Origin of the sequence: Halolamina pelagica, from assembly GCF_900115675.1 — an archaeon.
Classification (GTDB): Archaea; Halobacteriota; Halobacteria; order Halobacteriales; family Haloferacaceae; genus Halolamina; species Halolamina pelagica.
Genome location: NZ_FOXI01000003.1, coordinates 196201 through 217708, shown reverse-complemented (window position 1 = coordinate 217708; position 21508 = coordinate 196201). Strand labels below are relative to the sequence as shown.

Annotated in this window: 23 protein-coding genes and 1 tRNA gene; 16 read left to right on the top strand and 8 right to left on the bottom strand. The window is 70.3% G+C overall.

All coding sequences use genetic code 11. From position 1 onward, the window contains the following. Positions 1–62: 62 nt before the first annotated feature. Genes BMZ83_RS05780 through BMZ83_RS05770 form a run of 3 tightly spaced genes read right to left on the bottom strand, consistent with a single transcriptional unit; the run spans position 63 to position 1268 of the window. Positions 63–605, bottom strand: a complete 543-nt coding sequence (locus tag BMZ83_RS05780) for a DUF7504 family protein (protein ID WP_074876586.1) — start codon at positions 603–605, stop codon at positions 63–65. After that, positions 595–984: a hypothetical protein gene (locus BMZ83_RS05775; protein ID WP_074876584.1), complete on the bottom strand. Its 390-nt coding sequence runs from the start codon at positions 982–984 to the stop codon at positions 595–597. Before BMZ83_RS05775 ends, BMZ83_RS05780 begins: the two co-directional genes overlap by 11 nt. Beyond that, positions 981–1268, bottom strand: coding sequence for a hypothetical protein (locus BMZ83_RS05770; RefSeq protein ID WP_074876582.1), 288 nt, complete (start codon positions 1266–1268; stop codon positions 981–983). The genes BMZ83_RS05775 and BMZ83_RS05770 overlap by 4 nt, the downstream gene beginning before the upstream one ends. Before the next feature lie 105 nt (positions 1269–1373). Between BMZ83_RS05770 and gcvT the strand changes: the two genes are divergently transcribed. From gcvT to gcvPB, 4 genes are all read left to right on the top strand, one after another. Beyond that, positions 1374–2483, top strand: coding sequence for a glycine cleavage system aminomethyltransferase GcvT (gene gcvT, locus BMZ83_RS05765; protein ID WP_074876580.1), 1110 nt, complete (start codon positions 1374–1376; stop codon positions 2481–2483). Then, positions 2480–2860: a glycine cleavage system protein GcvH gene (gcvH, locus tag BMZ83_RS05760; RefSeq protein ID WP_074876578.1), complete on the top strand. Its 381-nt coding sequence runs from the start codon at positions 2480–2482 to the stop codon at positions 2858–2860. The genes gcvT and gcvH overlap by 4 nt, the downstream gene beginning before the upstream one ends. A gap of 127 nt (positions 2861–2987) precedes the next feature. Beyond that, a complete protein-coding gene (gene gcvPA, locus BMZ83_RS05755; protein WP_074876576.1) occupies positions 2988–4337 on the top strand; it encodes an aminomethyl-transferring glycine dehydrogenase subunit GcvPA in 1350 nt (449 codons plus the stop codon). After that, positions 4334–5791: an aminomethyl-transferring glycine dehydrogenase subunit GcvPB gene (gcvPB, locus tag BMZ83_RS05750; RefSeq protein WP_074876574.1), complete on the top strand. Its 1458-nt coding sequence runs from the start codon at positions 4334–4336 to the stop codon at positions 5789–5791. Before gcvPA ends, gcvPB begins: the two co-directional genes overlap by 4 nt. A gap of 17 nt (positions 5792–5808) precedes the next feature. Here gcvPB and BMZ83_RS16780 read toward each other — a convergent pair whose 3' ends face one another. Then, complete coding sequence (locus BMZ83_RS16780; RefSeq protein ID WP_166623209.1) at positions 5809–5976, bottom strand: DUF7838 family putative zinc beta-ribbon protein; 168 nt, start codon at positions 5974–5976, stop codon at positions 5809–5811. A 115-nt stretch (positions 5977–6091) separates the two neighbouring features. On the opposite strand from BMZ83_RS16780, the gene BMZ83_RS05745 reads away from it, so the two are divergent. The 5 genes from BMZ83_RS05745 (at position 6092) to BMZ83_RS05725 (ending at position 8525) form a co-directional block, all read left to right on the top strand. Then, positions 6092–6331: a glutaredoxin family protein gene (locus BMZ83_RS05745; RefSeq protein ID WP_074876572.1), complete on the top strand. Its 240-nt coding sequence runs from the start codon at positions 6092–6094 to the stop codon at positions 6329–6331. After that, on the top strand, positions 6328–6867 hold the full coding sequence (locus BMZ83_RS05740) for a cob(I)yrinic acid a,c-diamide adenosyltransferase (RefSeq protein WP_074876570.1): 540 nt from the start codon (positions 6328–6330) through the stop codon (positions 6865–6867). Before BMZ83_RS05745 ends, BMZ83_RS05740 begins: the two co-directional genes overlap by 4 nt. Positions 6868–6910: 43 nt before the next feature. Next, positions 6911–7174 carry a DUF7553 family protein gene (locus BMZ83_RS05735; protein ID WP_074876569.1) on the top strand — a complete coding sequence of 88 codons (264 nt, stop codon included), beginning with the start codon at positions 6911–6913 and terminating at the stop codon, positions 7172–7174. A 42-nt stretch (positions 7175–7216) separates the two neighbouring features. Beyond that, positions 7217–7291, top strand: a tRNA-Val gene (locus tag BMZ83_RS05730). Positions 7292–7526: 235 nt separating this feature from the next. After that, positions 7527–8525, top strand: a complete 999-nt coding sequence (locus BMZ83_RS05725; protein ID WP_074876567.1) for a DUF7544 domain-containing protein — start codon at positions 7527–7529, stop codon at positions 8523–8525. A gap of 1 nt (position 8526) precedes the next feature. On the opposite strand, the gene BMZ83_RS05720 is transcribed toward BMZ83_RS05725, so the two are convergent. After that, positions 8527–9423, bottom strand: a complete 897-nt coding sequence (locus BMZ83_RS05720) for a DUF7351 domain-containing protein (RefSeq protein ID WP_074876565.1) — start codon at positions 9421–9423, stop codon at positions 8527–8529. A gap of 91 nt (positions 9424–9514) precedes the next feature. Here BMZ83_RS05720 and BMZ83_RS05715 point away from each other — a divergent pair, with 91 nt between their 5' ends. Both BMZ83_RS05715 and BMZ83_RS05710 read left to right on the top strand, forming a co-directional pair. Beyond that, entirely contained in the window at positions 9515–11413 is a 1899-nt protein-coding gene (locus tag BMZ83_RS05715) for a S9 family peptidase (RefSeq protein ID WP_074876563.1), read from the top strand. A gap of 25 nt (positions 11414–11438) precedes the next feature. Continuing rightward, complete coding sequence (locus tag BMZ83_RS05710) at positions 11439–12326, top strand: universal stress protein (protein ID WP_074876561.1); 888 nt, start codon at positions 11439–11441, stop codon at positions 12324–12326. Positions 12327–12348: 22 nt separating this feature from the next. Here BMZ83_RS05710 and BMZ83_RS05705 read toward each other — a convergent pair whose 3' ends face one another. Next, positions 12349–14175, bottom strand: a complete 1827-nt coding sequence (locus BMZ83_RS05705) for a PAS domain S-box protein (protein WP_074876559.1) — start codon at positions 14173–14175, stop codon at positions 12349–12351. Positions 14176–14346: 171 nt separating this feature from the next. Between BMZ83_RS05705 and BMZ83_RS05700 the strand changes: the two genes are divergently transcribed. Together BMZ83_RS05700 and BMZ83_RS05695 are read left to right on the top strand one after the other, a co-directional pair. Next, entirely contained in the window at positions 14347–15513 is a 1167-nt protein-coding gene (locus tag BMZ83_RS05700) for a threonine synthase (RefSeq protein ID WP_074876557.1), read from the top strand. Positions 15514–15710: 197 nt separating this feature from the next. After that, positions 15711–16436 carry a helix-turn-helix domain-containing protein gene (locus tag BMZ83_RS05695; protein ID WP_074876555.1) on the top strand — a complete coding sequence of 242 codons (726 nt, stop codon included), beginning with the start codon at positions 15711–15713 and terminating at the stop codon, positions 16434–16436. A gap of 4 nt (positions 16437–16440) precedes the next feature. Here BMZ83_RS05695 and sucD read toward each other — a convergent pair whose 3' ends face one another. Together sucD and sucC are read right to left on the bottom strand one after the other, a co-directional pair. Further along, positions 16441–17310, bottom strand: coding sequence for a succinate--CoA ligase subunit alpha (sucD, locus tag BMZ83_RS05690; protein WP_074876553.1), 870 nt, complete (start codon positions 17308–17310; stop codon positions 16441–16443). Then, a complete protein-coding gene (gene sucC / locus BMZ83_RS05685; RefSeq protein ID WP_074876551.1) occupies positions 17307–18452 on the bottom strand; it encodes an ADP-forming succinate--CoA ligase subunit beta in 1146 nt (381 codons plus the stop codon). The genes sucD and sucC overlap by 4 nt, the downstream gene beginning before the upstream one ends. 124 nt (positions 18453–18576) lie before the next feature. Between sucC and BMZ83_RS05680 the strand changes: the two genes are divergently transcribed. The 3 genes from BMZ83_RS05680 to BMZ83_RS05670 all read left to right on the top strand — a co-directional run bounded on the left by BMZ83_RS05680 (position 18577) and on the right by BMZ83_RS05670 (position 21485). After that, complete coding sequence (locus BMZ83_RS05680; protein ID WP_074876549.1) at positions 18577–19503, top strand: DMT family transporter; 927 nt, start codon at positions 18577–18579, stop codon at positions 19501–19503. 70 nt (positions 19504–19573) lie between these two features. Next, positions 19574–20086 carry a helix-turn-helix domain-containing protein gene (locus tag BMZ83_RS05675; RefSeq protein WP_074876547.1) on the top strand — a complete coding sequence of 171 codons (513 nt, stop codon included), beginning with the start codon at positions 19574–19576 and terminating at the stop codon, positions 20084–20086. 205 nt (positions 20087–20291) lie between these two features. Beyond that, positions 20292–21485: an alanyl-tRNA editing protein gene (locus tag BMZ83_RS05670; RefSeq protein WP_074876545.1), complete on the top strand. Its 1194-nt coding sequence runs from the start codon at positions 20292–20294 to the stop codon at positions 21483–21485. The last annotated feature ends 23 nt before the right edge of the window (positions 21486–21508 follow it).

The following is a 21508-nucleotide window of genomic DNA, read 5'->3' as shown; positions in this document are numbered from 1 at the left end:
AAGGGTATAAACCGTTTGGAACGGGCCGAGAGCCCGCGACCGTCCGGGATTCGGTCGACGCGCTACTTCAGCGAGACGGATCGGTCGTGCAGTTCCCGGAACCGCGCGAGCGTCTCCGAGGAGACGACCTCGTCGACGAGGCCGGTGACGTGCCGGAGTCGGCGGCCGCGAGCGCGGGTGACGAAGTGTGAGAGCAGCCGGTAGAGCTTCGCCTCCTCGACGTACATCAGCATCGTCCCGAGCCCCTCGACGACGACCCAGCCGGTTCCCTCCGCGAGGTAGCGCTCGCCCCGCGAGAACTGGATGCTGATCCCCGTGAGGTCCGACGGCGAGACGCGCTCGGCGATCCAACAGGGGCCCTCGTACTGCACCGGCGACGCCGAAACCGGAACGATCCCCACGTCGTTCGGGTCGCCGCCGGCCTCGCGAACCGCCCGCTCGACGCGCTCTGGCGAGGCGACGGTCACCACGAGCAGGTTCTCGAGCGCTTCCGGCGGGAGGTGGGCGATCGGCGAGTCACGGTTCGAGAGGGTGGCCAGCGCCGCCTCACCCGGCTGGAGGTCGAGTGGGCACTCGTCGCGTGGCTGCTGTTCGCTACTCGCCATCGTCACCCTCCGTGGCGCCGGCGAACCCCTGCTCGCTCGGGGACGGCGCGTCCCCCGTTTCCCCGCCGAACCCTGAGGACGCCGGCGCGTCGTCGGCGTCGAACGACGACCCGCCGACGCGGACGAACTCCCGGGCGAACAGCCAGACGGAGGCGGCGAAGCAGAGACAGGAGAACAGATACGTCCCCTCGGACGCCGTCGTCATCCCGAGGCCCTCCTCGAGCACCGAGCCGGCGGTGAACACGAGCACCGACGCCGCCAACAGGGAGACGGCGTCGGTGTACAGCAGCGTCCGGGCGTAGGCGACGACGGGGTAGAGGATCGCCAGCGAGACGACGACGAGGACGGCGGTCTGGGCCGCGAGTACGTGGACGCTCATTGGGCCCTCCGGCCGCTCAGTAGCAGGATCCCCTGTGCGGCTGTCCACGCGATCAGCGCGACGGCGACGCTACCCAGCAGTCTGCTGGCGTCGGCGCCCATCGACGGTTCGACGAGTTTGATCGCGGCGATGGCGAGATACGCGAGCGTGATCGGTACCAGCGGCCGGACGACGCGCCCGAACGGCGCGTCCCGAAAACCGCGGGCGGCGATGACGGCGATCGGCAGCGTCGCCGCGAGGACGACGACCTGTCCCAGCTGAAACAGCTCCGCGAGGGATGGCACGTTCACGGCCTCGGGAGTGACCGAGTTAGCCTTTTTGTTCGTTGCCCGGCTCGCCGAGGTGGCCGGGATGGCAAGACATTACTTCCCGCCACCAACACTCCCACCATGGTCACACGGCGACCACCGCTGTACGAGGTCCACGAGGACCGCGGCGCGGGGTTCACCGACTTCGGCGGCTGGGAGATGCCCGTGGAGTTCGACTCCATCCGGGCCGAACACACCGCCGTCCGCGAGGCCGCCGGGATCTTCGACGTGTCTCACATGGGCGAGATCCGCGTCGAGGGCCCCGACGCCGAGACCCTGATGCAACGCCTGACGACCAACGACATCGCCTCGATGGATCCGGGCGACGCCCAGTACGCCTGCATCACCGACGAGGACGGGGTCATCCACGACGACACGATGACCTACCGCCTCCCCGGGGGCGACTACCTGTTCGTCCCCAACGCGGGCCACGACGAGGAGGCCGAGCAGCGGTGGGTCGACTACCGCGACGGGCACGACCTCGACGCCGAGGTCAGCAACGAGACCGCGGACTGGGCGATGTTCGCGGTCCAGGGGCCCGACGCGGTCGGACTCGCCGCCGACGCCGTCGACGCCCTCGGCGCGCCGCTGGGCGAGGAGAGCGACGACCTCGCCGACCTCTCGCGGTTCACCGCCACCCGGGCGACCGTCGCCGGCGTCGACTGTCTGGTGGCCCGCACGGGCTACACCGGCGAGGACGGCGTGGAGATCCTCTGTGACGCCGAGGACGCCGAGGTCGTCTGGGGGGCGTTCGACTGCCAGCCCTGCGGGCTCGGCGCCCGGGACACCCTCCGGATGGAGCAGGGGCTGCTCCTGTCCGGACAGGACTTCCACCCCGAGGAGAACCCCCGGACGCCGTACGAGGCCGGGGTCGGCTTCACCGTCGACCTCGACACCGAGTTCGTCGGCCGGGACGCGCTGGCGGCCCAGCAGGAGGCGGGCGTCGACGAGACCTTCATCGGCCTCACGCTGCAGGAGCGCGGCGTCGCCCGCCACGGCTACGAGATCACCCACGACGGCGAAACGGTGGGTGAAGTAACCAGCGGGACGATGAGCCCCACGCTCGACGAGGCGATCGCGCTGGGCTACCTCCCGACCGAACTGGCCGAGGACGGCACCGAGGTCGCCGTCGTCATCCGCGGCGAGGAGAAACGAGCGGAAGTTACCACACCCCCCTTCATCGACCAATGAGCTTCGACGTACCCGACGACCGGAAGTATCTCGAATCGCACGAGTGGGCGACCACCGACCAACCGACCCGCATCGGCATCTCCGACTTCGCGCAGGACGAACTCGGCGACGTGGTGTTCGTGGAACTGCCCGACGAGGGCGACACCATCAGCCACGACGAGCCGTTCGGTGTCGTCGAGTCGATCAAGGCCGTCTCAGACCTCTACGCCCCGGTTTCGGGCGAGATTGTCGCCGTGAACGAGGCCCTGCACGACCAGCCCGAACTGGTCAACGAGGACCCCTACGGCGACGGCTGGCTGCTCGAGATCGAAGTCAGCGACGACTCGGAGTTCGAGGAGCTGATGGACGCCGACGAGTACGAAGCACAGATCGTCTGAGACGGCAGTTCGTCGTTTCCCGTCGTCACCGATCGCCCGCCGACAGTCTACACGACCCTGCACAGCCACCCCCACTAACGCGCCGGAGTCGGCACGTCTTTGTCCCCGAAGTCCCTCCTCTCGAACCATGAGCCACGGCAGTCCTCACCAGGGAGGGAACGGGAGCCCGTACGCCCCCCACACCGACGCCGAGACGGCCGCGATGCTCGACGCCGTCGGCGTCGACGACGAGGCGGCCCTGTTCGACATCCCCGAGCCAGTCGCCTTCGACGGCGAGTTCAGCATCGAACCCCGGAGCGAGCAGGAGCTCCGCCGGGAGTTCTCGAACCTGCTCGCCGAGAACGACGACCTGACGGAGTTCCTCGGTCGCGGGCACTACGAGCACTACGTGCCGAGCGTCGTCGACAGCCTCTCGCAGCGTTCGGAGTTCCTCACCTCCTACACCCAGTACCAGCCCGAGATCACGCAGGGGTTCCTGCAGGCGCTGTTCGAGTACCAGTCGATGCTGGTCGAACTCACCGGCCTCGAGATCGCCAACTGCTCGATGTACGACGCCGCGACCGCGCTGGGCGAGGCCGCATTGCTCGCCGAGCGCGTGCGCAGCGTCGACGGCGATGTCGTGCTCGTCCCGGACATCCTGCGCGAGGGGAAGCGCTCGGTGCTCGAGAACTACGTCGACGGCGCCGACCTCCGCGTGGAGAGCTACCCCACCGAGGGGGGGACCGCCGACGTGGACGCGATCGACGACGCAGTGGGCGAGGACACGCTGTTCGTCTACGCCGAGACGCCGACGGTCCGGGGCTGTATCGAGCCCAACCTCGCCGAGATCGGCGGGATCGCCGACGAGTCGGGCGCGCTGTTCTGTCTGGGTTCGGATCCCGTCGCGCTCTCGATCCTCGAAGAGCCGGCCAGCGTCGGTGCCGACGTGGTCGTCGGCGAGGCGGGCGTCCTCGGCCTCCCCGCGGCCTACGGCATGGGCCTGGGGATGTTCGCCTGCAAGGAGGAGTTCCTTCGGCAGGTGCCGGGCCGCCTCGTCGGCGCCAGCGAGGACGCCGACGGCACGCGAGCGTACACGCTGACGCTGCAGACCCGCGAACAGCACATCCGCAAGCAGCGCGCGACCTCGAACATCTGCACCAACCAGGCGTGGGTCGCGCTCCGGGCGGCGATGCACGCCGCCTCCCTCGGCGCCGACGGGCTCGTCGACCTCGCGGAGGACTGCGTGACCCTCGCCCGTGACCTCGCGAGCGACCTGGACGACATCACCGGTCTGCGTGCGCCCGTCGACGACCGCCACCACTTCCGGGAGTTCGTCGTGGGTACCGATCAGCCCGCGGCCGCGATCGCCGACGACCTCGAGGAGGAGGGGTTCGCCGTCCACGTGATCGGTGACCATCGCCTGCAGGTCTGTATCACCGACGCCAACGCCCACGCGGCGGACGACCTCGTCGCCGCGTTCGAGGAGGTGGCAGCATGAGCGGAAACGGACCGACGGAGAACGGACGCGAGCCGGGGCGCACCTACGACCAGGCGACCTACGCGGTGGGCGACGACGAGAACGAGCCGCTGCTGACCGAGAAGCGCAGCGACACCGTCGAGCCCGGCGACGCGCTCCCCGACGACCTGACCCGGGACGACCTCACGCTCCCGAACCCCGAGGAGCCGGAGGTCGCGCGCCACTACACCCGGCTCTCCCAGATGAACTGGAGCATCGAGTCCGGCCCCTACCCGCTGGGCTCGTGCACGATGAAGTACAACCCGCCGGTGACCGAGGACGTGGCCGCCGACCCGAACGCGGCGGTCCACCCCGACCGCTCCGCGGACTCGATCCAGGGGACGCTCGGCCTGCTCGCGGGGCTGCAGGACTACCTCGCCCGCATCGGCGGCATGGACGCCGTCTCGCTCCAGCCGCCGGCCGGCGCCGCCGGCGAGTTCACCGGGATCGCCGTCGCCCGCGCCTACCACCGCGCCAACGGCGACGACCGGAGCGAGGTGCTGATCCCGAGTTCCGCCCACGGGACGAACTTCGCGACGGCGGCGCTCGCGGGCTACGACGTGGTCGAACTCCCCTCCGCGGAGGACGGCCGCGTCGACATGGAGGCGCTTGAGGCCGCGGTCTCCGAGGACACGGCGGCGCTGATGCTCACCAACCCCAACACCGTCGGCCTGTTCGAGCGCGACATCGAGGCCGTCGCCGACGTGGTCCACGACGCCGGCGGCCTGCTCTACTACGACGGCGCGAACCTCAACGCCCTGCTGGGCCGCGCTCGCCCGGGCGACATGGGGTTCGACATCATGCACTACAACGTCCACAAGACGTTCGCGACGCCCCACGGCGGCGGCGGGCCGGGCGCCGGCCCCGTCGGCGTCGTCGACGAGCTGGCGCCGTACCTCCCCAACCCGCGCGTCGAGGAGACCGACTCGGGCTACGAACTGGTCGAGAGCGACGAGGCGATCGAGAACGTCCACGGGTTCCAGGGCAACTGGCTGGTGCTCGTGAAGGCGTACGCCTACATCGCCCGCCTCGGCGACGCGGGGCTGCGCGACGCCAGCGCGAAGGCGGTGCTCAACGCGAACTACCTCGCCGAGCAGATCGACCTCGACGTGCCCTACGGGCCGTTCCACCACGAGTTCGCGGCGACGGCGGGCGACGCCGCGGCCGCCGACGTGGCAAAGCGCATGCTCGACTTCGGCGTCCACCCGCCGACGACGAACTGGCCGGAGATGGTGCCCGAGGCGATGCTGACCGAACCGACCGAGATCGAGAGCAAGCAGTCGCTGGACGACCTCGCGGCGGCGTTCGACGCCGCGCTGGGGTCGAGCGAGGAGGAGCGCCACGAGGCGCCGAGTCGGACGACCGCGAAGCGCATCGACCAGACGACCGCCGCGCGGGACCCGCGGCTCTCGTGGCAGTCGCTGGACGAGGAGTAACGAAGGAAGCGCGTTTTCTAGGCCGGCTGCGCGGTACTGATGCCGTTCACCCGGATGAAGCCGTAGTCGCACTCCCCGCAGCGCCACTTCGTCTTCTCGCCGAGGTGGAGGTTCATCGACGCGACCTTCCAGAACGTCCGTGTCTCGCCACACTCCGGACACTCGTGTTCGGCTTCGAGGGTCATACCCGCAGAGTTCGGTCGTGGGCGTGTTGAAGATGTCGTTTCGGCGGGGCGCGGCGTCGGCGTCCCGAACACCGTCGTAACAAGCTACTTCCCCCGTCCAACCCAAACGACGCCCATGTCCGTCACCCTGTACGCACTGGATGGCTGTCCGTGGTGTGAGAAGGTCCACGACGCCCTCGAGGACCACGAGGTCGAGTACGACACGGTCTGGGTCGACGCGCTCCACTCCGAGCGCGACGAGGTCGCCCGCGTGAGCAACCAGCGCGCGGTGCCCGTCCTCGTCGACGACGACCGCGGGGTCACGATGGCCGAGAGCGCGAACATCGTCGAGTACGTGGAGGAGACCCTGGCGTGACGGTCTACACCGGCCGCGGCGACGAGGGGCAGACCGACCTCGGCAACGCCGAACGCGTCTCGAAGACCAGCCCGCGGATCGAGGCCTACGGCACCGTCGACGAGGCCAACGCGCTCGTCGGCCGCGTGCGCCCCACGGGCCACGAGGACGTGGATCGCCAGCTCGAACAGATCCAGAACTGCCTCCACGTCGTGCAGGCGGAGTTCGCCAACCCCGACACCGGCGAGGACGACCCCCAGATCGGCCCCGAGGACATCGACCAACTCGAGGACTGGATGGACGAGGCCGACGGGGAACTCGACCCGCTCACCTCCTTCATCCTCCCCGGCGGCGGCGACGCCGGCGCGCGCCTGCACCAGGCCCGCGCGGTCACCCGTCGCGCGGAGCGCCGCGCGGTCGCGCTCGCGGAGACCGAGGGCGAGACGGTCAACGCCGAGGCGATCCGGTACCTGAACCGGCTCTCGGACTACCTCTTCACCGCCGCACGCCTCGTGAACCAGCGCGAGGAGGTCCCCGAGGAGTCGCCGACGTACTGAGTCGGCCTCAAGGCTTTTGACCTCTCGAGAGCAACATAGAGGTATGGCGAGTCACTTCGAGGACGCACGGTACTACATGGGTCGCGCGGTCGACCACGCGAAAGCCGGTATCAAGGAGGAGGTAGAGCCGCTGGAGGAGCGGGTCCGCGAGCTCACCGGCCGAGAGAAGGAGCCCGAACCGAGCCGGCTGGAGAAGCTCCAGGCCGACCTGAAGGAGCTGGAAGAACGCGCCGAGGGCGAGGCCCGGGAGGCGGTCCAGAACGCCCGCGAACGGGTGACCGCCTACCGGGAGCAGCGCCAGGACTGAGACAGTACGCTTAAGTCCGGCCTCGCGTAACTTTCACTCGAAGGGTCGGTGGTCTAGTCCGGTTATGACGGCTCCTTCACACGGAGCAGGCCCCAAGTTCAAATCTTGGCCGACCCACTTCCTCGCGCCCCGGCGGCCGATCGTCGAACAGCAGTGACCGTCGGCGCCATCATCGAGTTCAACTACTTCGCCGCCCTCCGACACCAACGGGCAGCGCTCTCACGCGGGTGAACACGGCCGAAACTATATCTTTCCGGTCGCCAAATAGCGCTGACATGACTCCCCGAGTCGGCCGTTTCGAGTCCTCCACGACAGCACGGTCCAGTCGCTCACACCCACCGAGGGCACGCCGATGACGCTGTACGCCATCCAGGACATCGACGACGCCATCGCCGCCACGCGGTCCTTTCTCTGGCCGTTCGATCTCGGCCGGTGGGTGAAACTCGCCGTCGTCGCCTTCTTCCTCGGCGGGACCGGCGGCGTCAACCCCTTCCAGTTCAGCGGGAGCCCCCAGGGGACGACGCCGATGGAGCCCGGAGCGTCGCCGAACGTCTCCGCGGTGATCGACGCCATCAGCACGACCGAGTGGCTGCTCATCGGCGCCATCGTCGGCACGGTCGTCCTGCTCGGCCTCGCCTTCGCGTTCGTCGGCGCGGTGATGGAGTTCGTGTTCGTCGAGTCGCTCCGGCGCGAGCGGGTGGCGATCCGCGAGTACTGGCGCGGCTGGTGGTGGCAAGGGGGCCGGCTGTTCGGCTTCCGGCTCGTGGTCGGCCTGCTCTCGCTGTTGCTGGCCGGCGGGCCGATCGCCGCCGCGGCCTGGCCGCTGCTGAGCGGGACCGGCACCCTCTCAGTCCCCGTCCTGTTGCTCGCGATCGGCGTCGCGGTGGTGGTCGCGATCGCGGGCGGGCTCGTCAACGGGTTCACGACGCAGTTCGTCGTCCCGGTGATGATCGCGGAGAACCGGAACGTCCTCGCGGCGTGGCGGCGGTTCTGGCCAACGCTGACCGGGCAGTGGAAGCAGTACCTCGCCTACGTCGTCCTCCGGTTCGTGCTCGCGATCGCGGTCGCGGTGGTCGTCGGGGTGGTCTCCGCGGTCGGCGCGCTGGTGCTCGCGATCCCGTTCGTGATCGTCGGCCTGATCGGCGCCGCGTCGCTCGGGGTCTCCCAGCTCGTCGGCTGGGGGGTCATCCTGTTCGCCGTCGCGCTGTTCGTGCTGGCGATGCTCGTGCTCTCGCTGCTGGTCGCCGTCCCGGTCCAGACCTACCTGCGCTACTACGCGCTACTCGTGCTGGGCGACACCGAGGCGGCGTTCGACCTCGTCGCCGAACGGCGGCAGTCGATCCGGGCGTAACCTACGCCACCGCCGTCCCCACCACCGAGAGCGACTCGTCGACGGTGACAGTGAGTTCGTCGCCGTCGACCTCGTAGGTGACGCTCGCCCGGACGGGGTCGCGGCGGTCGAACTGTGCTCGATCGGGGTCCAGCGCCGCGAACCGCCAGATCGGCACCTGCGGAACGTCGACGCCGCGCTCGTAGTGGAACGAAACGACTGCGGGGTGCTCCGCGAGCGCCGTCCCGAGGTCCACGACGATCCCCTCGCCGCAGCGGTCGCAGTCGAAGCGGCACGTCGGCACCTGTGCCACCCAGTCCGGAACCTCGTCCGTCGCGCCGTCGGCGTCGATGGTGTCGGCGACCGGGAGCACGGTCGCCCGTACCCGCCCGTCGCAGAGCGGACAGAACCCGTCCCGACTGCTGCGGACGAACTGCCGGCCGTAGCGTGCGGCCACGCGGGGGAGCTCGTCGACGTCGTAGCCGGCGAGGGCGCCCGGCGGGACCCAGAAGTGGGAGACGTGGGGACAGTCGCTGCACGCGATCGTGGCAGCCCCTTCCTCGTAGGTGAACTGGAGCGGCGAGCCACAGCGCGGACAGCGATCGTCAACGTCGATCGCTCCCACGTCGAGGGTTTTGGTGTACGCGCCGCCCAACAGCGCCCCCACCAGTTGGGCGCCCGCGGTCGTGAGCCGGTAGCCGTCGTCGGTCTCGGCGACGAACTGTCCGTCGAACGTTCCGAGGTGGTAGTTGAACTGCCCCGAGTCCCGCATCCCAACGGCCTCCCGGAGTTCCGAGAACGTCGCTTCCCGGCCGTCGGCCCGCCAGAGCGCCCGGAGGATCTCGATACGGGTCTCGTCCGAGAGCACACCGAACGCGGCGTCGGCGTCGACGGCCTCGACGATCTCGGGATCGTCCATGCTCGGAGCTACGCGAGGGAGGTCATGTAAGTTCTGTTTCAGAAGGGGCGTTCTGCTAAGAGTTTTTACATCATCGCCCGACCACGGAACCGTGACGGACGAGACGGACGTGCTGGAGGAACTCGCCAGCCTACCGACGCTGGCACATCCGACGGCATCACCCGACGGCGAACGGATCGCACTGTACTACGACATCACTGGCCGGAACCAGCTCCACGTGCTGGACGTGGAGTCCGGGTCGCTCACCCGGTGGAGCGACGGTGAAGTCCCCCGGGCGGTCAAGGAGTCGCCCCACTGGAGCGCCGACGGCGAGCGCGTCTACTTCCACAAGGACGACGACGGCGACGAACAGCACGATCTCCACAGCATCACCGCCGACGGCGAGACCGAGGCGGTGGTCACGCTCGACGGCCAGACCACGCTGTTCGACGTGGGCGACGACGGCGACACGCTCGCGATCGGGTCGACGGCCGCGGGCCAGCAGAACCTCTACGTCCACCGTCGCTCGACGGGCGAAACCGAGCGCATCACCGACCACGAGCGCGCCGCCCATAGCGGCGTCCTCCCGCCGGCCTGCGACCGCGTGGCGTACGCGAGCAACGAGCGCGACGACTCGGGCAACCAGGACACCTACTTCGTCGGCGTCGACGGCACCGACCAGCGACGACTCGACGTGGGCGAGCCAGGGGCCGAGACCGTCCCCGTCGACTGGGGACCCGACGGCCGTCGACTCCTGCTGAGCGACACCAGCACCGGCCTGAACCGCTGTGGCGTCTACGACACCACGCACGACGAGGTCAGGTGGCTGGGCGACGGCGACTCCCAGGAACGACCCGTGGCGTTCACGCCCGACGGCGACCGCGTACTCGCCGTCAGGACCAGAGCGGCCGCGGACGCAAGCGTGGTCTACGACCTCGAAACCGGCGAGCGCCGCGAACTCGGGGTGCCCGAAGGGGTGAGCCCGTTCGTCCGCTTCGGGAACCCGGTGCTCGACGACCGACGAGTGCTCGTCCTCCACACCACGCCCACGCGGCGCCTGGAGCTGCTGTGCTACGACCTCGAAACCGACGAGTACGAGACCTTGATCGAGGCGGAGTACGGCGACCTCGACCCCGACCGGTTCCGCGACGCCGAGTTCTTCACGGTCGAGTCCGACGGCGTCGCCGAGACGCCCGCCCGGGCCATCGACCTCTCGCCCGCGACCGAACTCGACATCGAGTGCCTGCTGTACGACTCCGGCGAACGCCCCTCCCCGCTGATCGTCAACCCCCACGGCGGCCCCCCGGTCCAAGAGAAGCGGTCGTTCGACCTCTACACCCAGTTCCTGCTGACGCGTGGCTACAGCGTCCTCCAGATGAACTACCGGGGGTCGGCCGGCCGCGGCCGGGCGTTCCGCGAGGAACTCTACGGCGACTGGGGCGGCGCCGAACAGGCCGACGTGGCCCGCACAGCGGAGCACGTCATCGAGACGCGCGACTGGATCGACGAGGACCGTATCGGCGTCTACGGCGGCTCCTACGGCGGCTACTCGGCGTACTGGCAGCTGGTCCAGTACCCCGACCTCTACGACGCCGGGATCGCCTTCGTCGGCGTCTCCGACCTCGCGGACATGTACGAGAACACGATGCCCCACTTCAAAACGGGGCTGATGGAACGGTACCTCGGTACGCCCGATGAGAACCCCGAACGCTACGATGCGCGGTCGCCGGTCACCCACGCCGAGAACCTCGACGCGCCGCTGCTGATCGTCCACGGCGTGAACGACCGGCGCGTCCCCGTCTCGCAGGCCCGGATCATGCGGGACCGACTGACTGAACTGGGCTACCAACCCGGCGAAGACGGCGACTTCGAGTACCACGAACTCGGGGCGGAGGGCCACGGCTCCTCGGACATCGACCAGAAGAAGCGGACGTTCCGGCTGCTCGGGGAGTTCCTCGACCGCCGGCTGGGCCGACCGGTCGCTGCCAGTGGGCGCGGCGACAAACAGTAAAGGGGAGCGGTACCAACTCCCGGACATGTACGACCATATCCTCGTCGGCGTCGACGGGAGCGACGAGTCGAACCGTGCGGCGCGGTACGCGCTCGAACTCGCCGCACGCGTCGACGCCGCAGTGACCGCGGTCCACGTCGTCGAACAGGGGGCGCTCGACCTCACGCGCGGGTCGAGCGAGGCCAGCGAACTCCGCGAGGAGCGGGCGGCGGTGCTCGCGGCGATCGACGAGATCGCTGACGAGGTCGGCCACCCCGCCGACGGCGAACTGCTCGAGGGCAACCCCGCGAAACGGCTCACGGCCCACGCGGACGAGGCGGACGCGGACCTGATCGTGCTCGGCCGCCAGGGGCTGTCGGGCGTGAAGCGGCGCCTGCTCGGTGGCACGACTGAACAGGTGCTGCACCGCAGCGAGGTGCCGGTGTTCGTGGTCCCCGACGAGGCCGGGCCGTTCGCGGCCGACAGACTGCTCGTCCCGACCGACGGGAGCGAGAACGCCGGGCTGGCGCTCCCCCACGCCGCCGAACTCGCCCGGATCGACGGCGGCAGCGTCGACCTGCTGAACGTGATCGACCTCGCGGCCGCCGGCGGGGCGTTCGACGCCGGCGGCCTCGACGCCGAGTTCGTCGAACGGCTCGAGAACCGTGGGCAGGCGGCCGTCGAGGACGCCGCCGACGAGATCAGGGGCCACAACCCCGACGTCGAGATCCGGACCGCCGTCGAGCGCGCCAAGCCCTCGAGCAGCGTGGCCGCCAGCATCCGTGCGTACGTCGAGGACGAGGGCGTCGACGCGGTCGTGATGAGCTCGCACGGCCGTAGCGATCTCCGACGGACGCTGCTGGGCAGCGTCGCGTCGAGCGTGCTCCGCCGCGTCGACGTGCCGGTGCTGGTGGCGGTCCGCGGGGAGCGCTGATCGCCCTCGGTCCCGACGACCGCTATCCGTTCTCGACGCCCGTGATCTCGAACCTGGCGCCGCCCGCATCGCTCTCGGTCACCGAGACGTCCCAGCCGTGGGCGTCGGCGACGCTGCTGACGATGTTCAGCCCGAGGCCGCTCCCCTCGGAGCTGGTCGAGTAGCCGGGGTCGAACACCGACCCGCGTTCGTCGGTCGGAATCCCCGGCCCGTCGTCGGCGACGTAGAACCCGTCCGGGAGCGTCCCGACGGTCACGTCCGGCGCGCCCCGCCCCGCGGCGTCATCGGACTGGTCGCCAGTCGAACCGTGTTCGCCGGCGTCACCAGACTGCGGCTGGTCGCCGGTGGAGCCATGCTCCATGGCGTTCCGGAACAGGTTCTCGAACAGCTGGCGGAGCTGATCGCGGTCGGCCTCGATCCGTCCCTCGACGTCGACGGTCAGCGAGGCCGCGCCCGTCTCGACGGTCCCCCACGCTTCCGTGGCGACCGCCGCCACGTCGACCGGTTCGAACGCCATCGCGTCCTCGCCTTGGCGGGCGATGGTGAGCAGGTCGTCGATCAGCGTTTCCATCCGATCGAGCGCGCGCTGGATGTCCGGAACGTGCTCGCTGTCGACGTCCTCGGCGAGCAGCTCGATCCGCCCTTGGGCGACCTGCAGCGGGTTCCGGAGGTCGTGGCTCACGACGCTCGAGAACTCCTCCAGGCGCTCGTTCTTCCGGACCAGCTCCTCCTCGCGGGCCTTCCGCTCGGTGATGTCCCGGTCGATGGCGACGAACCGCTCCTCGCCGGCGATCTCCAGCCGGATCAGGTGGATCTCGACCGGGAACGTCGAGCCGTCGGCGCGCTCGAGCCGTCCCTCGAACCGCCGCGGCGTGTCGATCGGGAGCTCCCGCCAGAAATCCCGAGCGCGGTCGGGGTCGGCGTTCACGTCGAGGTCCCAGACCGTCATCCCCAACAGCTCCTCGCGGTCGTACCCCAGCTTCGCGCAGGCCTGCCGGTTCGCGTCGACGATCCGTCCCTCGGCGTCGTGGATCACGACGATGTCCGGCGTGAGCTCGAACACCGCCTCGATACGGTCGCGTCGGTCGGTCTCCTGGCTGACGCAGACGTGGCCGCCGTCGGGCATCCGCGTCAGCACCAGTCGCTGCGGGAGGCGCTCGCCGTCGCTCGCGAGCCCCGTGGAGACGCCGCGCCAGGAGCCCGCCACGGAGAGTTCGGGCAACACCTCCCCGTGGAACCGGTCGATCTCGTCGTCGGGGTAGAGCTGCTCCCAGTGCTCGCCGACCAGGGCGTCGCGGTCGTAGCCGTGCATCGACGCGTAGGCCTCGTTGACGTACCGGAGGATCCCCTCGGCGTCGACGATGCCGATCCCCTCGTCGATCGAGTCGAGGGCGAGATAGCCCCGCCGGGCCTCCTGCTCGGCCCAGTGTTTCGCCACGAGCTGCTCGACCGCGTTCGCGAGCACCAGACACGACTCGCGGCCCCCCTTCTGGACGTACTCGTCGACGCCCCTCGAGATGGCGCGGCTCGCGACCTCCTCGCTCCCCGCGGCGGTGAACAGCACGAACGGGATCTCCATCCCCGCGTCCCTGACCCGTTCGAGCAGTTCGAGCCCCGACAGCGACGGCATCTCGAAGTCGCTGACGATGCAGTCGAACGCGCCGTCCCGCAACGTCCCGACCGCCGTCCGCGGGTCGGTCACCGTCGTCGTCCGAGCGTCGGGAAGCTCCGCATCGAGGAACCTCGCCGTCATCGCCGCGAATTGCTCGTCGTCGTCGACGACGAGCACGTCGATCCGGCGGTCACCCGTCGCGAACGGAACGAGATCGTTCAGCGGGTGCGTCGCCATGAAACGACGTTAGACTCGGGAGGGATATAGATCACTCTCCCGCGTCACTGACCCGCTTCGCCGACGCCCCCGATCACCCGAGGCCAGCGACGCTCACCGACTGCCGACGGCGTCGCCGAGACCGCCACCGGACCCGAACCCTTCTTGCGCTTCCCGCCCTCACCAAGCACCATGACCCGCGTCTGCTGGCGCTGCGACGCCCGAACCGACGACCACCGCCGGGTGCGGTGCGACTGCGGCGAGCCGCTCTGGCTCGAGACCGATCCCGATGCAGCGCCCGACTCGTTCCCGACCTGCGTCGAGTCCATGTGGGACGTGCTGCCGCTGCTGGGCGTCGACTCCCCCAGCCCCGGCAACGGGCTGCCCGCCGCCGCGGGCGGAACTCCGCTCGTCCGAACTGAATCGCTGGACACCGACGGCGTCGCCGTCCACGTGAAACCGGAGGGGCTGAACCCGACGGGGAGCTTCAAGGACCGCGGGACGGCGTTCGGGATCGCCGCCGCGCTCGAACGCGGCGAGGACCGCGTCGGCACCGTCTCCCACGGCAACATGGCCGAGAGCGTCGCCGCGGGCGCCGCCGCGGCCGGGATGGACTGCACCGTGCTCGTCCCGGCCGACATCGCCGACGAGCGACTCGCCGCCATCGCGCGCCACGGCCCGCGACTGGTCCGCGTCGACGGCGACTACGGCCGACTCTACCACGAGGCGCTCGAGGTGGGCCGAGAGGCGGGCGTGCGCTTCCTGAACAGCGACGCCCCGTGGCGGGTGGCCGGCCAGGCGACGACGGCGCTCGAGGTGCTGGTCCAACTGGACGACGCGCCGGACGCGCTCGTACTCCCGGTCAGCAGCGGCGGCCACGCCAGCGGGACGTGGCAGGCGGTCCGAGCGCTGACGGGGGCCGGCCTGCTCGACTCGCCGCCGAAACTCTGCTTCGTGCAGGCGGCCGCCTGCGCGCCCATCGCGGAGGCGTACGCACGCGGCGACGACGAGGTGACACCGGTCGAGGGCGGGGAGACGATCGCGTACTCGATCGCCAACGCCGACCCGCCGAGCGGGAGCCGGGCGCTCGCCGCCGCGCGGGCGACCGACGGCGCCGTCGTCGCCGTCGACGACGCGGCCATCGAGCGCGCCGGGGAGCGGTTCGCCGGCGCGGGGCTGGCGGTGGAACCCGCCTCCGCGACGACGCTGGCGGCGCTGGAGCCCCTCCGGGACGCCCGCGTCCTCGATCGCGGCGACACAGCTGTGCTGGTCGCGACCGGGCGCGGCTTCGGCGACCCCGACGCCGCGATCGAGACCGAGCACGTCGAGCTGGCGGCGGTCGGCTCGCTGTTCGCGTGAGACGAATCGGGGGGCCTACTTTAAAGCCCGGAGCACACAAGCCAAAGGACTACCCCGACACCGAACGAACGTTTCGATGTCCACCGGCGCACCAGCGTCGGATGGGCCGCCTCTGACAGCGGGGTGTGGATCCCTTCCCGTCCACCCCCGTTTTCCACGCCACATAACCTTAGTAACAGGCCGTCGAAGCGACGCCCGTGAGCCTCATCGCCGAACTCCGCCTGACCGACGCACAGCTGGTGATGTGGCCGTCGGTACAGGCAGCCCCCGGGATGACCCTCGAGCGGGAGTGGGCCACCGCGGCCGATCGGGCGTCCGATCCCGTCCTGTTCGTCTGGGCCTCGGACGGCGATTTCGAGGCGTTCGAAGCCGCGTTCCCCGACGACCCGACGATCGCCGAGTACGAGTGCATCGACAGCGGCGAGGACCGGCGGCTCTACCGCGTGGTCGTCAATCGGGACGAAACGACGAACCCCGGCCCGATCGACCGGCAGACCGGCGCCTCACGGCTCTCCATTGAGACGAGCGTCGAGGGCGCGGTGCTGAAGGTGCGGCTCCCGGACCGCGAGGCGCTGACGGAGTACATCCGCCTCCTCCGGGAGAACGGGTTCAGCGTCGACCTCCTGCGAGCCCACCCCGCGAACGACGAGCACGGACAGGAGTACGACCTCTCGGAGAAACAGACCGAAGCGCTGCAGGAAGCGCTGCGGGCGGGCTACTTCGAAGTGCCCCGGAAGGCCGACCTCGAGACGCTGTCCGACCGGTTCGACATCTCCGAGCAGGCGCTCTCGGAGCGACTCCGGCGGGGCGTCTCGTCGGTGCTCGCGGCGACGGTCGGCGAACGGGGTGAGCCGACCAGCGGGATCGGCGAGAACGCGACCGCCGCCATCGACGGCGGGACCGGCGACGGCGACGACAGGTAGCGCGTTAGAGGAAGCTCTCGACGTTGTCGGCGACCTCCTCGGGAGTGTCGCCGACGGGGACGCCCGCGTCGTTGAGCGCGTCGATCTTGCTCTCGGCGGTCCCGGTGCCGCTGCCGGAGACGATGGCGCCGGCGTGACCCATCCGCTTGCCCGGCGGCGCCGTGCGGCCGGCGATGAAGCCGGCGACGGGCGTCTCCATGTTCTCCGCGATGTACGCGGCGGCCTGCTCCTCGTCCTCGCCGCCGATCTCGCCGCACATCACGACGGCCGCGGTCTCGGGGTCCTGCTCGAACAGTTCGAGCGCGTCGACGAACGAGGTGCCGATGATGGGGTCGCCGCCGATGCCGACGGCGGTGCTCTGCCCGATGCCGCGCTGGGTGAGGCTGTCCACGACCTGGTAGGTCAGCGTGCCGGAGCGGGAGACCAGCCCCACCTTCCCTTCCGAGAAGATGTTGCCCGGCAGGATGCCGAGTTTGGCTTCGCCGGGGGTGATGATGCCCGGACAGTTCGGCCCGATCAGGCGGGTGTCGACCTCCGAGAGGCGCTTGTTCACCTTCGCCATGTCCTGGGTGGGGACGCCCTCGGTGATCGCCACCGCGAGGTCCAGCGGCGCGTCGAGCGCCTCGAAGATGGCGTCGCCCGCGAACGCCGGCGGCACGAAGATCACGGAGGCGTCGGCGTCCTCCTCGATCGCCGCCTCCTCGACGGTGTCGTACACCGGCACGCCCGCGGCCTCCTGGCCGCCCTTGCCGGGGACGGCGCCGGCGACCACGTTGGTGCCGTACTCGATCATCTGCTCGGCGTGGAAGTTGCCCTCCCCGCCGGTGATGCCCTGTACCACGACTCGGGTGTCGTCGTCGACGAGAATGCTCATTGGTTCACCTCCTCGGCGTCAGCGACCGCACGCTGGACCGCCGACTCCAGCGTCTTCTCCACCGTCACGAGGTCGGTGTTCAGGATCTCCATCCCCTCCTCGGCGTTGGTGCCCGCGAGCCGGACCGTCACCGGCTTCGGGATCTCGTCGAACTGCTCCAGCGCCTCGTTGATCCCCTTCGCGACCTCGTCGCCGCGGGTGATCCCGCCGAAGATGTTGAACACGACCGAATCGACGTTCTCGTCGGAGAACACCATGTCGAGCGCGTTGGTTACGCGCTCGGCCTTGGCGCCGCCGCCGATGTCGAGGAAGTTGGCGGGCTGGCCGCCGTAGTAGTCCACGAGGTCGAGCGTCGTCATCACCAGCCCCGCGCCGTTGCCGATGATGCCGACGTTGCCCGACAGACGGACGTAGTCGAAGCCGTACTCGCCGGCCTTGCGCTCGAGGTCGTTCTGGTAGGCGTCCTCCTCCATCTCGGCCAGCTCGGGCTGGCGGAACAGCGCGTCGTCGTCGATGTTCATCACCGCGTCCGCGGCGATCACGTCGTCGTCGGCCGTGATCATCACGGGGTTGACCTCGATCTCGGAGGCGTCGGAGTCCTCGTAGAGCTCGAACAGCGTCCGCAGGATCGACGCCACGTCGCCGGCGAACTGCTGCTCGACGCCGGCCTCGTAGACGACCTTCCGGGACTCGTAGGGGTGCATGCCGAACGCGGGGTCGACGTGCTCGCGGGCGATCGCCTCGGGACTCTCCTCGGCGACCTCCTCGATGTCGACGCCGCCCTCGGTGGAGACCATCGCGACCGGCTCGCCGGCCGCGCGGTCCATCGTGACGCCCACGTAGAGTTCGTCAACGAAGTCGACGCCCTCCTCCACGAGCACGCGCTCAACGGTGTAGCCCTTCAGGTCCATGCCGAGGATCGACTCGGCGGCCTCGCGGGCCTCGTCCTCGCTCGTGACGATCTCGATGCCGCCGGCCTTCCCGCGGCCGCCGACGTGGACCTGTGCCTTGATCGCGGCGGGGTAGCCGATCTCCCCGACCGCCTCGACGACCTCCTCGACCGACGAGGCGAGTCGCGACGCCGGAACGGGAATCCCGGCCTCGGCGAACACCTCCTTCGCCTGGTATTCGTGTAGTTTCATCGCCTAAAGGAACTGGGGACCGTGGGGCGCATAATCCCGTCGGTACGCGCTGGCGTGGGAGCGCGACACGTACCCGACTGCCGGAATCGACGGCCCCTTGTGGCGGGCGTCGAACGACTCGACGATGGCAGACGCCCTCGCCGCGCCGCCGGTGGTGTACGCGCTCGCGCTCGTGCCGGCGCTCCTGTGGGGATTCTCGCCGGTGCTCTCGAAGCGCGGGATGGCGGCGGGCGGGACCTCGCTGCAGGCGTCGCTGGTGGTCGTGATCGTCGACAGCACGCTCTACCTGCTCGCGCTAGCGGCCCTGCAGGGCGGCGACGCGTTCGCCGGGCTGACGCCCGAGACGTTCGGGGTGTTCATCCTGGCCGGCGTCGTCGGCACCGCGCTGGGGCGGCTGGCGACGTTCGTCGGCGTCGACCGCGTGGGCGCGAGCGTGAACAGCGCCGGCATCTCCGCCCGGCCGCTGTTCGCGACGCTGCTCGCGGTCGGCTTCCTCGGCGAGCCGGCGGCGCTCACCACCGCCGTCGGCGTCGTCGTCCTCGTCGTGGGCCTCGCCGCGCTCGCGCTGGCGAAAGGCGGCGACATCGGCGGTTGGGAGTCCTACGAACTCCTCTTTCCCGTCGGCGCCGCGGTCTGTTTCGCGATCGGCAACGTGCTGCGGCGCTACGGGCTGACCAGTTCGGCCGTGAGTTCGCTGGAGGCGGTCGCGCTCAACGAACTGGCCGCGCTGGCGGTGCTCGCCGGCTACGCGGTCGCCCGGGGGCGGGTGAGCGAGCTCCGTAACTCCCCCCTGGAGACCTGGAAGTACTTCGCCGGCAGCGGCACCGTCACCGCGGTCGCGCTGCTCTCGCTGTTCGCGGCCTTTGGCCACCCCGAGGGGACCGTCGCCGTCGTCGACCCGCTGGCGGCGACGGCGCCGCTTTTCACCACCGTGTTCGCGTACTTCCTGCTCGGCGACCTGGAGCGGGTGACCCGCGGCGTCGTCGCCGGCGCGGCGCTGGTCGTCCTCGGCGTCGCACTCGTGACCGCGGGGCCGGCGCTGCTTCCCTGACGGTCGCGCCGGGGACGAATGAGCGATCCGACGACCACGAATTAATGTCGGCGCGGCCCGTAGCCGGGCCATGGCCAAGTACTCGACCGGCGGCGCCGGCGGCGGCGACGACGGGGACGCCTGCGAACTCTGTGGCACCGAGTCCGCCTCGCTGCGGAAGGCGAACGTGGCGGGAGCGGAGCTGCTGGTCTGTTCGGACTGCGAGCCCATGGGCGCGAACCGGAGCAAGGACGAGAAGAAACGCGAGCAGGAGCGCGGCGCCCGCGGCGAGCCCGAGAACCGCAAGAAGAAGGCGGCTCAGAACACCGCGAAGCTGATGGACTCGAGCCAGCCCGACACCGAGTGGGTCGAGGAGACCGACTACGACGACGACAGCCTCCCCTACCTCGTCTCGGGCTACGGCGACGTCGTCACCGAAGCGCGGCAGGACGCCGGGCTCACGACCGACGAACTGGCCGCGGAGTTGGAGTTCGACGAGGACGACCTGCTCGCCGTCGAGGACGGGCGCGCCATCCGCGCCGACGTGAGTGGGAGCGTGATCGCCAAGCTCGAGGACCGGTTCGGGATCGAACTCGCGGAGTGAACCGTTCACGGCGCGTGATCGTCGCCGACGCCGGTCGGCGGCCTTGAGCCCATGCCGTAACCGTGTCGCCGTTCACGGCGCGTGAGCGTCGCCGACGCCGGTCGACGACCCCGAGCCCATGCCGTGACCGTGTCGCCGACCCGGAGCGATCACGGGGATAGCCGGAGCCCGCGGATTTTTGCGGGGCGGGCCACTTCCAGCGAGCATGGAGACGCTCGCCCCGGACAACCCCGAGACGCTATCCTTCGACACGACGGTCGCGGCCGTCGACGGCCGCGAGGTGCTCCTCCACGAGACGTACTTCTACCCGGAGGGCGGCGGCCAGCCCGCCGACCGCGGCGTGATCGACGATATCGAGGCGACGGACGTACAGAAGTCCGCCGACGGCGTCGTGCACACGCTGGCCGAAGAACCCGGCTTCGAGAAGGGCGACACGGTCCACTGCGTCGTCGACGCCGCGTTCCGCGCCTACTGCAAGCGGGCCCACACCGCCAGCCACGTGCTGTTCGGCGCCGGCCGGCGCGTGCTGGACGGCGTGGGTTACGCCGGCTTCGACATCGGCGAGGAGACCGTCCGCGTCGACTTCACCGCCGACACCGAGATCACCGACGAGCGCATGGTCGAGATGGAGCGACTGGCCAACCGTGCGGTCTGGGACTCCCTGCCCGTGACGTGGGCGTACGAGGACACCCAGACCGCCCGTGAGCGCGAGGAGGTGGCGTTCAACACGAAGACCGAGGAGGGCGCGATGGCCGACGCCGACGAGGTGCGCGTCGTCACCGTCGAGGGCTGGGACGTGGCGGCCTGTGGCGGCACCCACGTCTCGAACACGCAGGAGATCGGCCCGATCAGCGTCCTCGAGCGCTCGAACCCCGGCGAGGGCGCGACCCGCGTGGAGTTCGCGGTCGGCCCGACCGCGATCGACGCCGCCGCCGACCGCCACGCGGCCGCCCGCGAGGCGGCGACCGACCTCGACGTGGCGCCGCCGGACATCCCCGACGCCGTCGATCGACTGACCGACGAGCGCGACGGCCTCCGCGACGAGGTCGCCGACCTGAAGTCCGAACTCCTCTCCGTCCGGCTCGACGACCTCGACCCGGTCGACCGCGACGGCGGGCGCTGGCTGGTCGGGGCGATCGAGGGCGCCACGCCCAACGACCTGCAGGGCGAACTCGAGGCGTACGTCGGCGACGGGATCGACGGCGTCGCGGTCACGGGAACCTCGGGCGAGACGTTCGTCGTCGTCGCGACCGACGGCGACGCCGACGCCAACGCGGTCGTCCAGGACGTGACCGGCGAGTTCGGCGGCGGCGGCGGCGGCAGCCCCACGTTCGCACAGGGCGGCGGTATCCCGGTGCCGCCGCTGGAGGTCGTCGGCTACCTCCGGAACGACGACTGACGCCGCCCGGGCCCGGCGAGTCG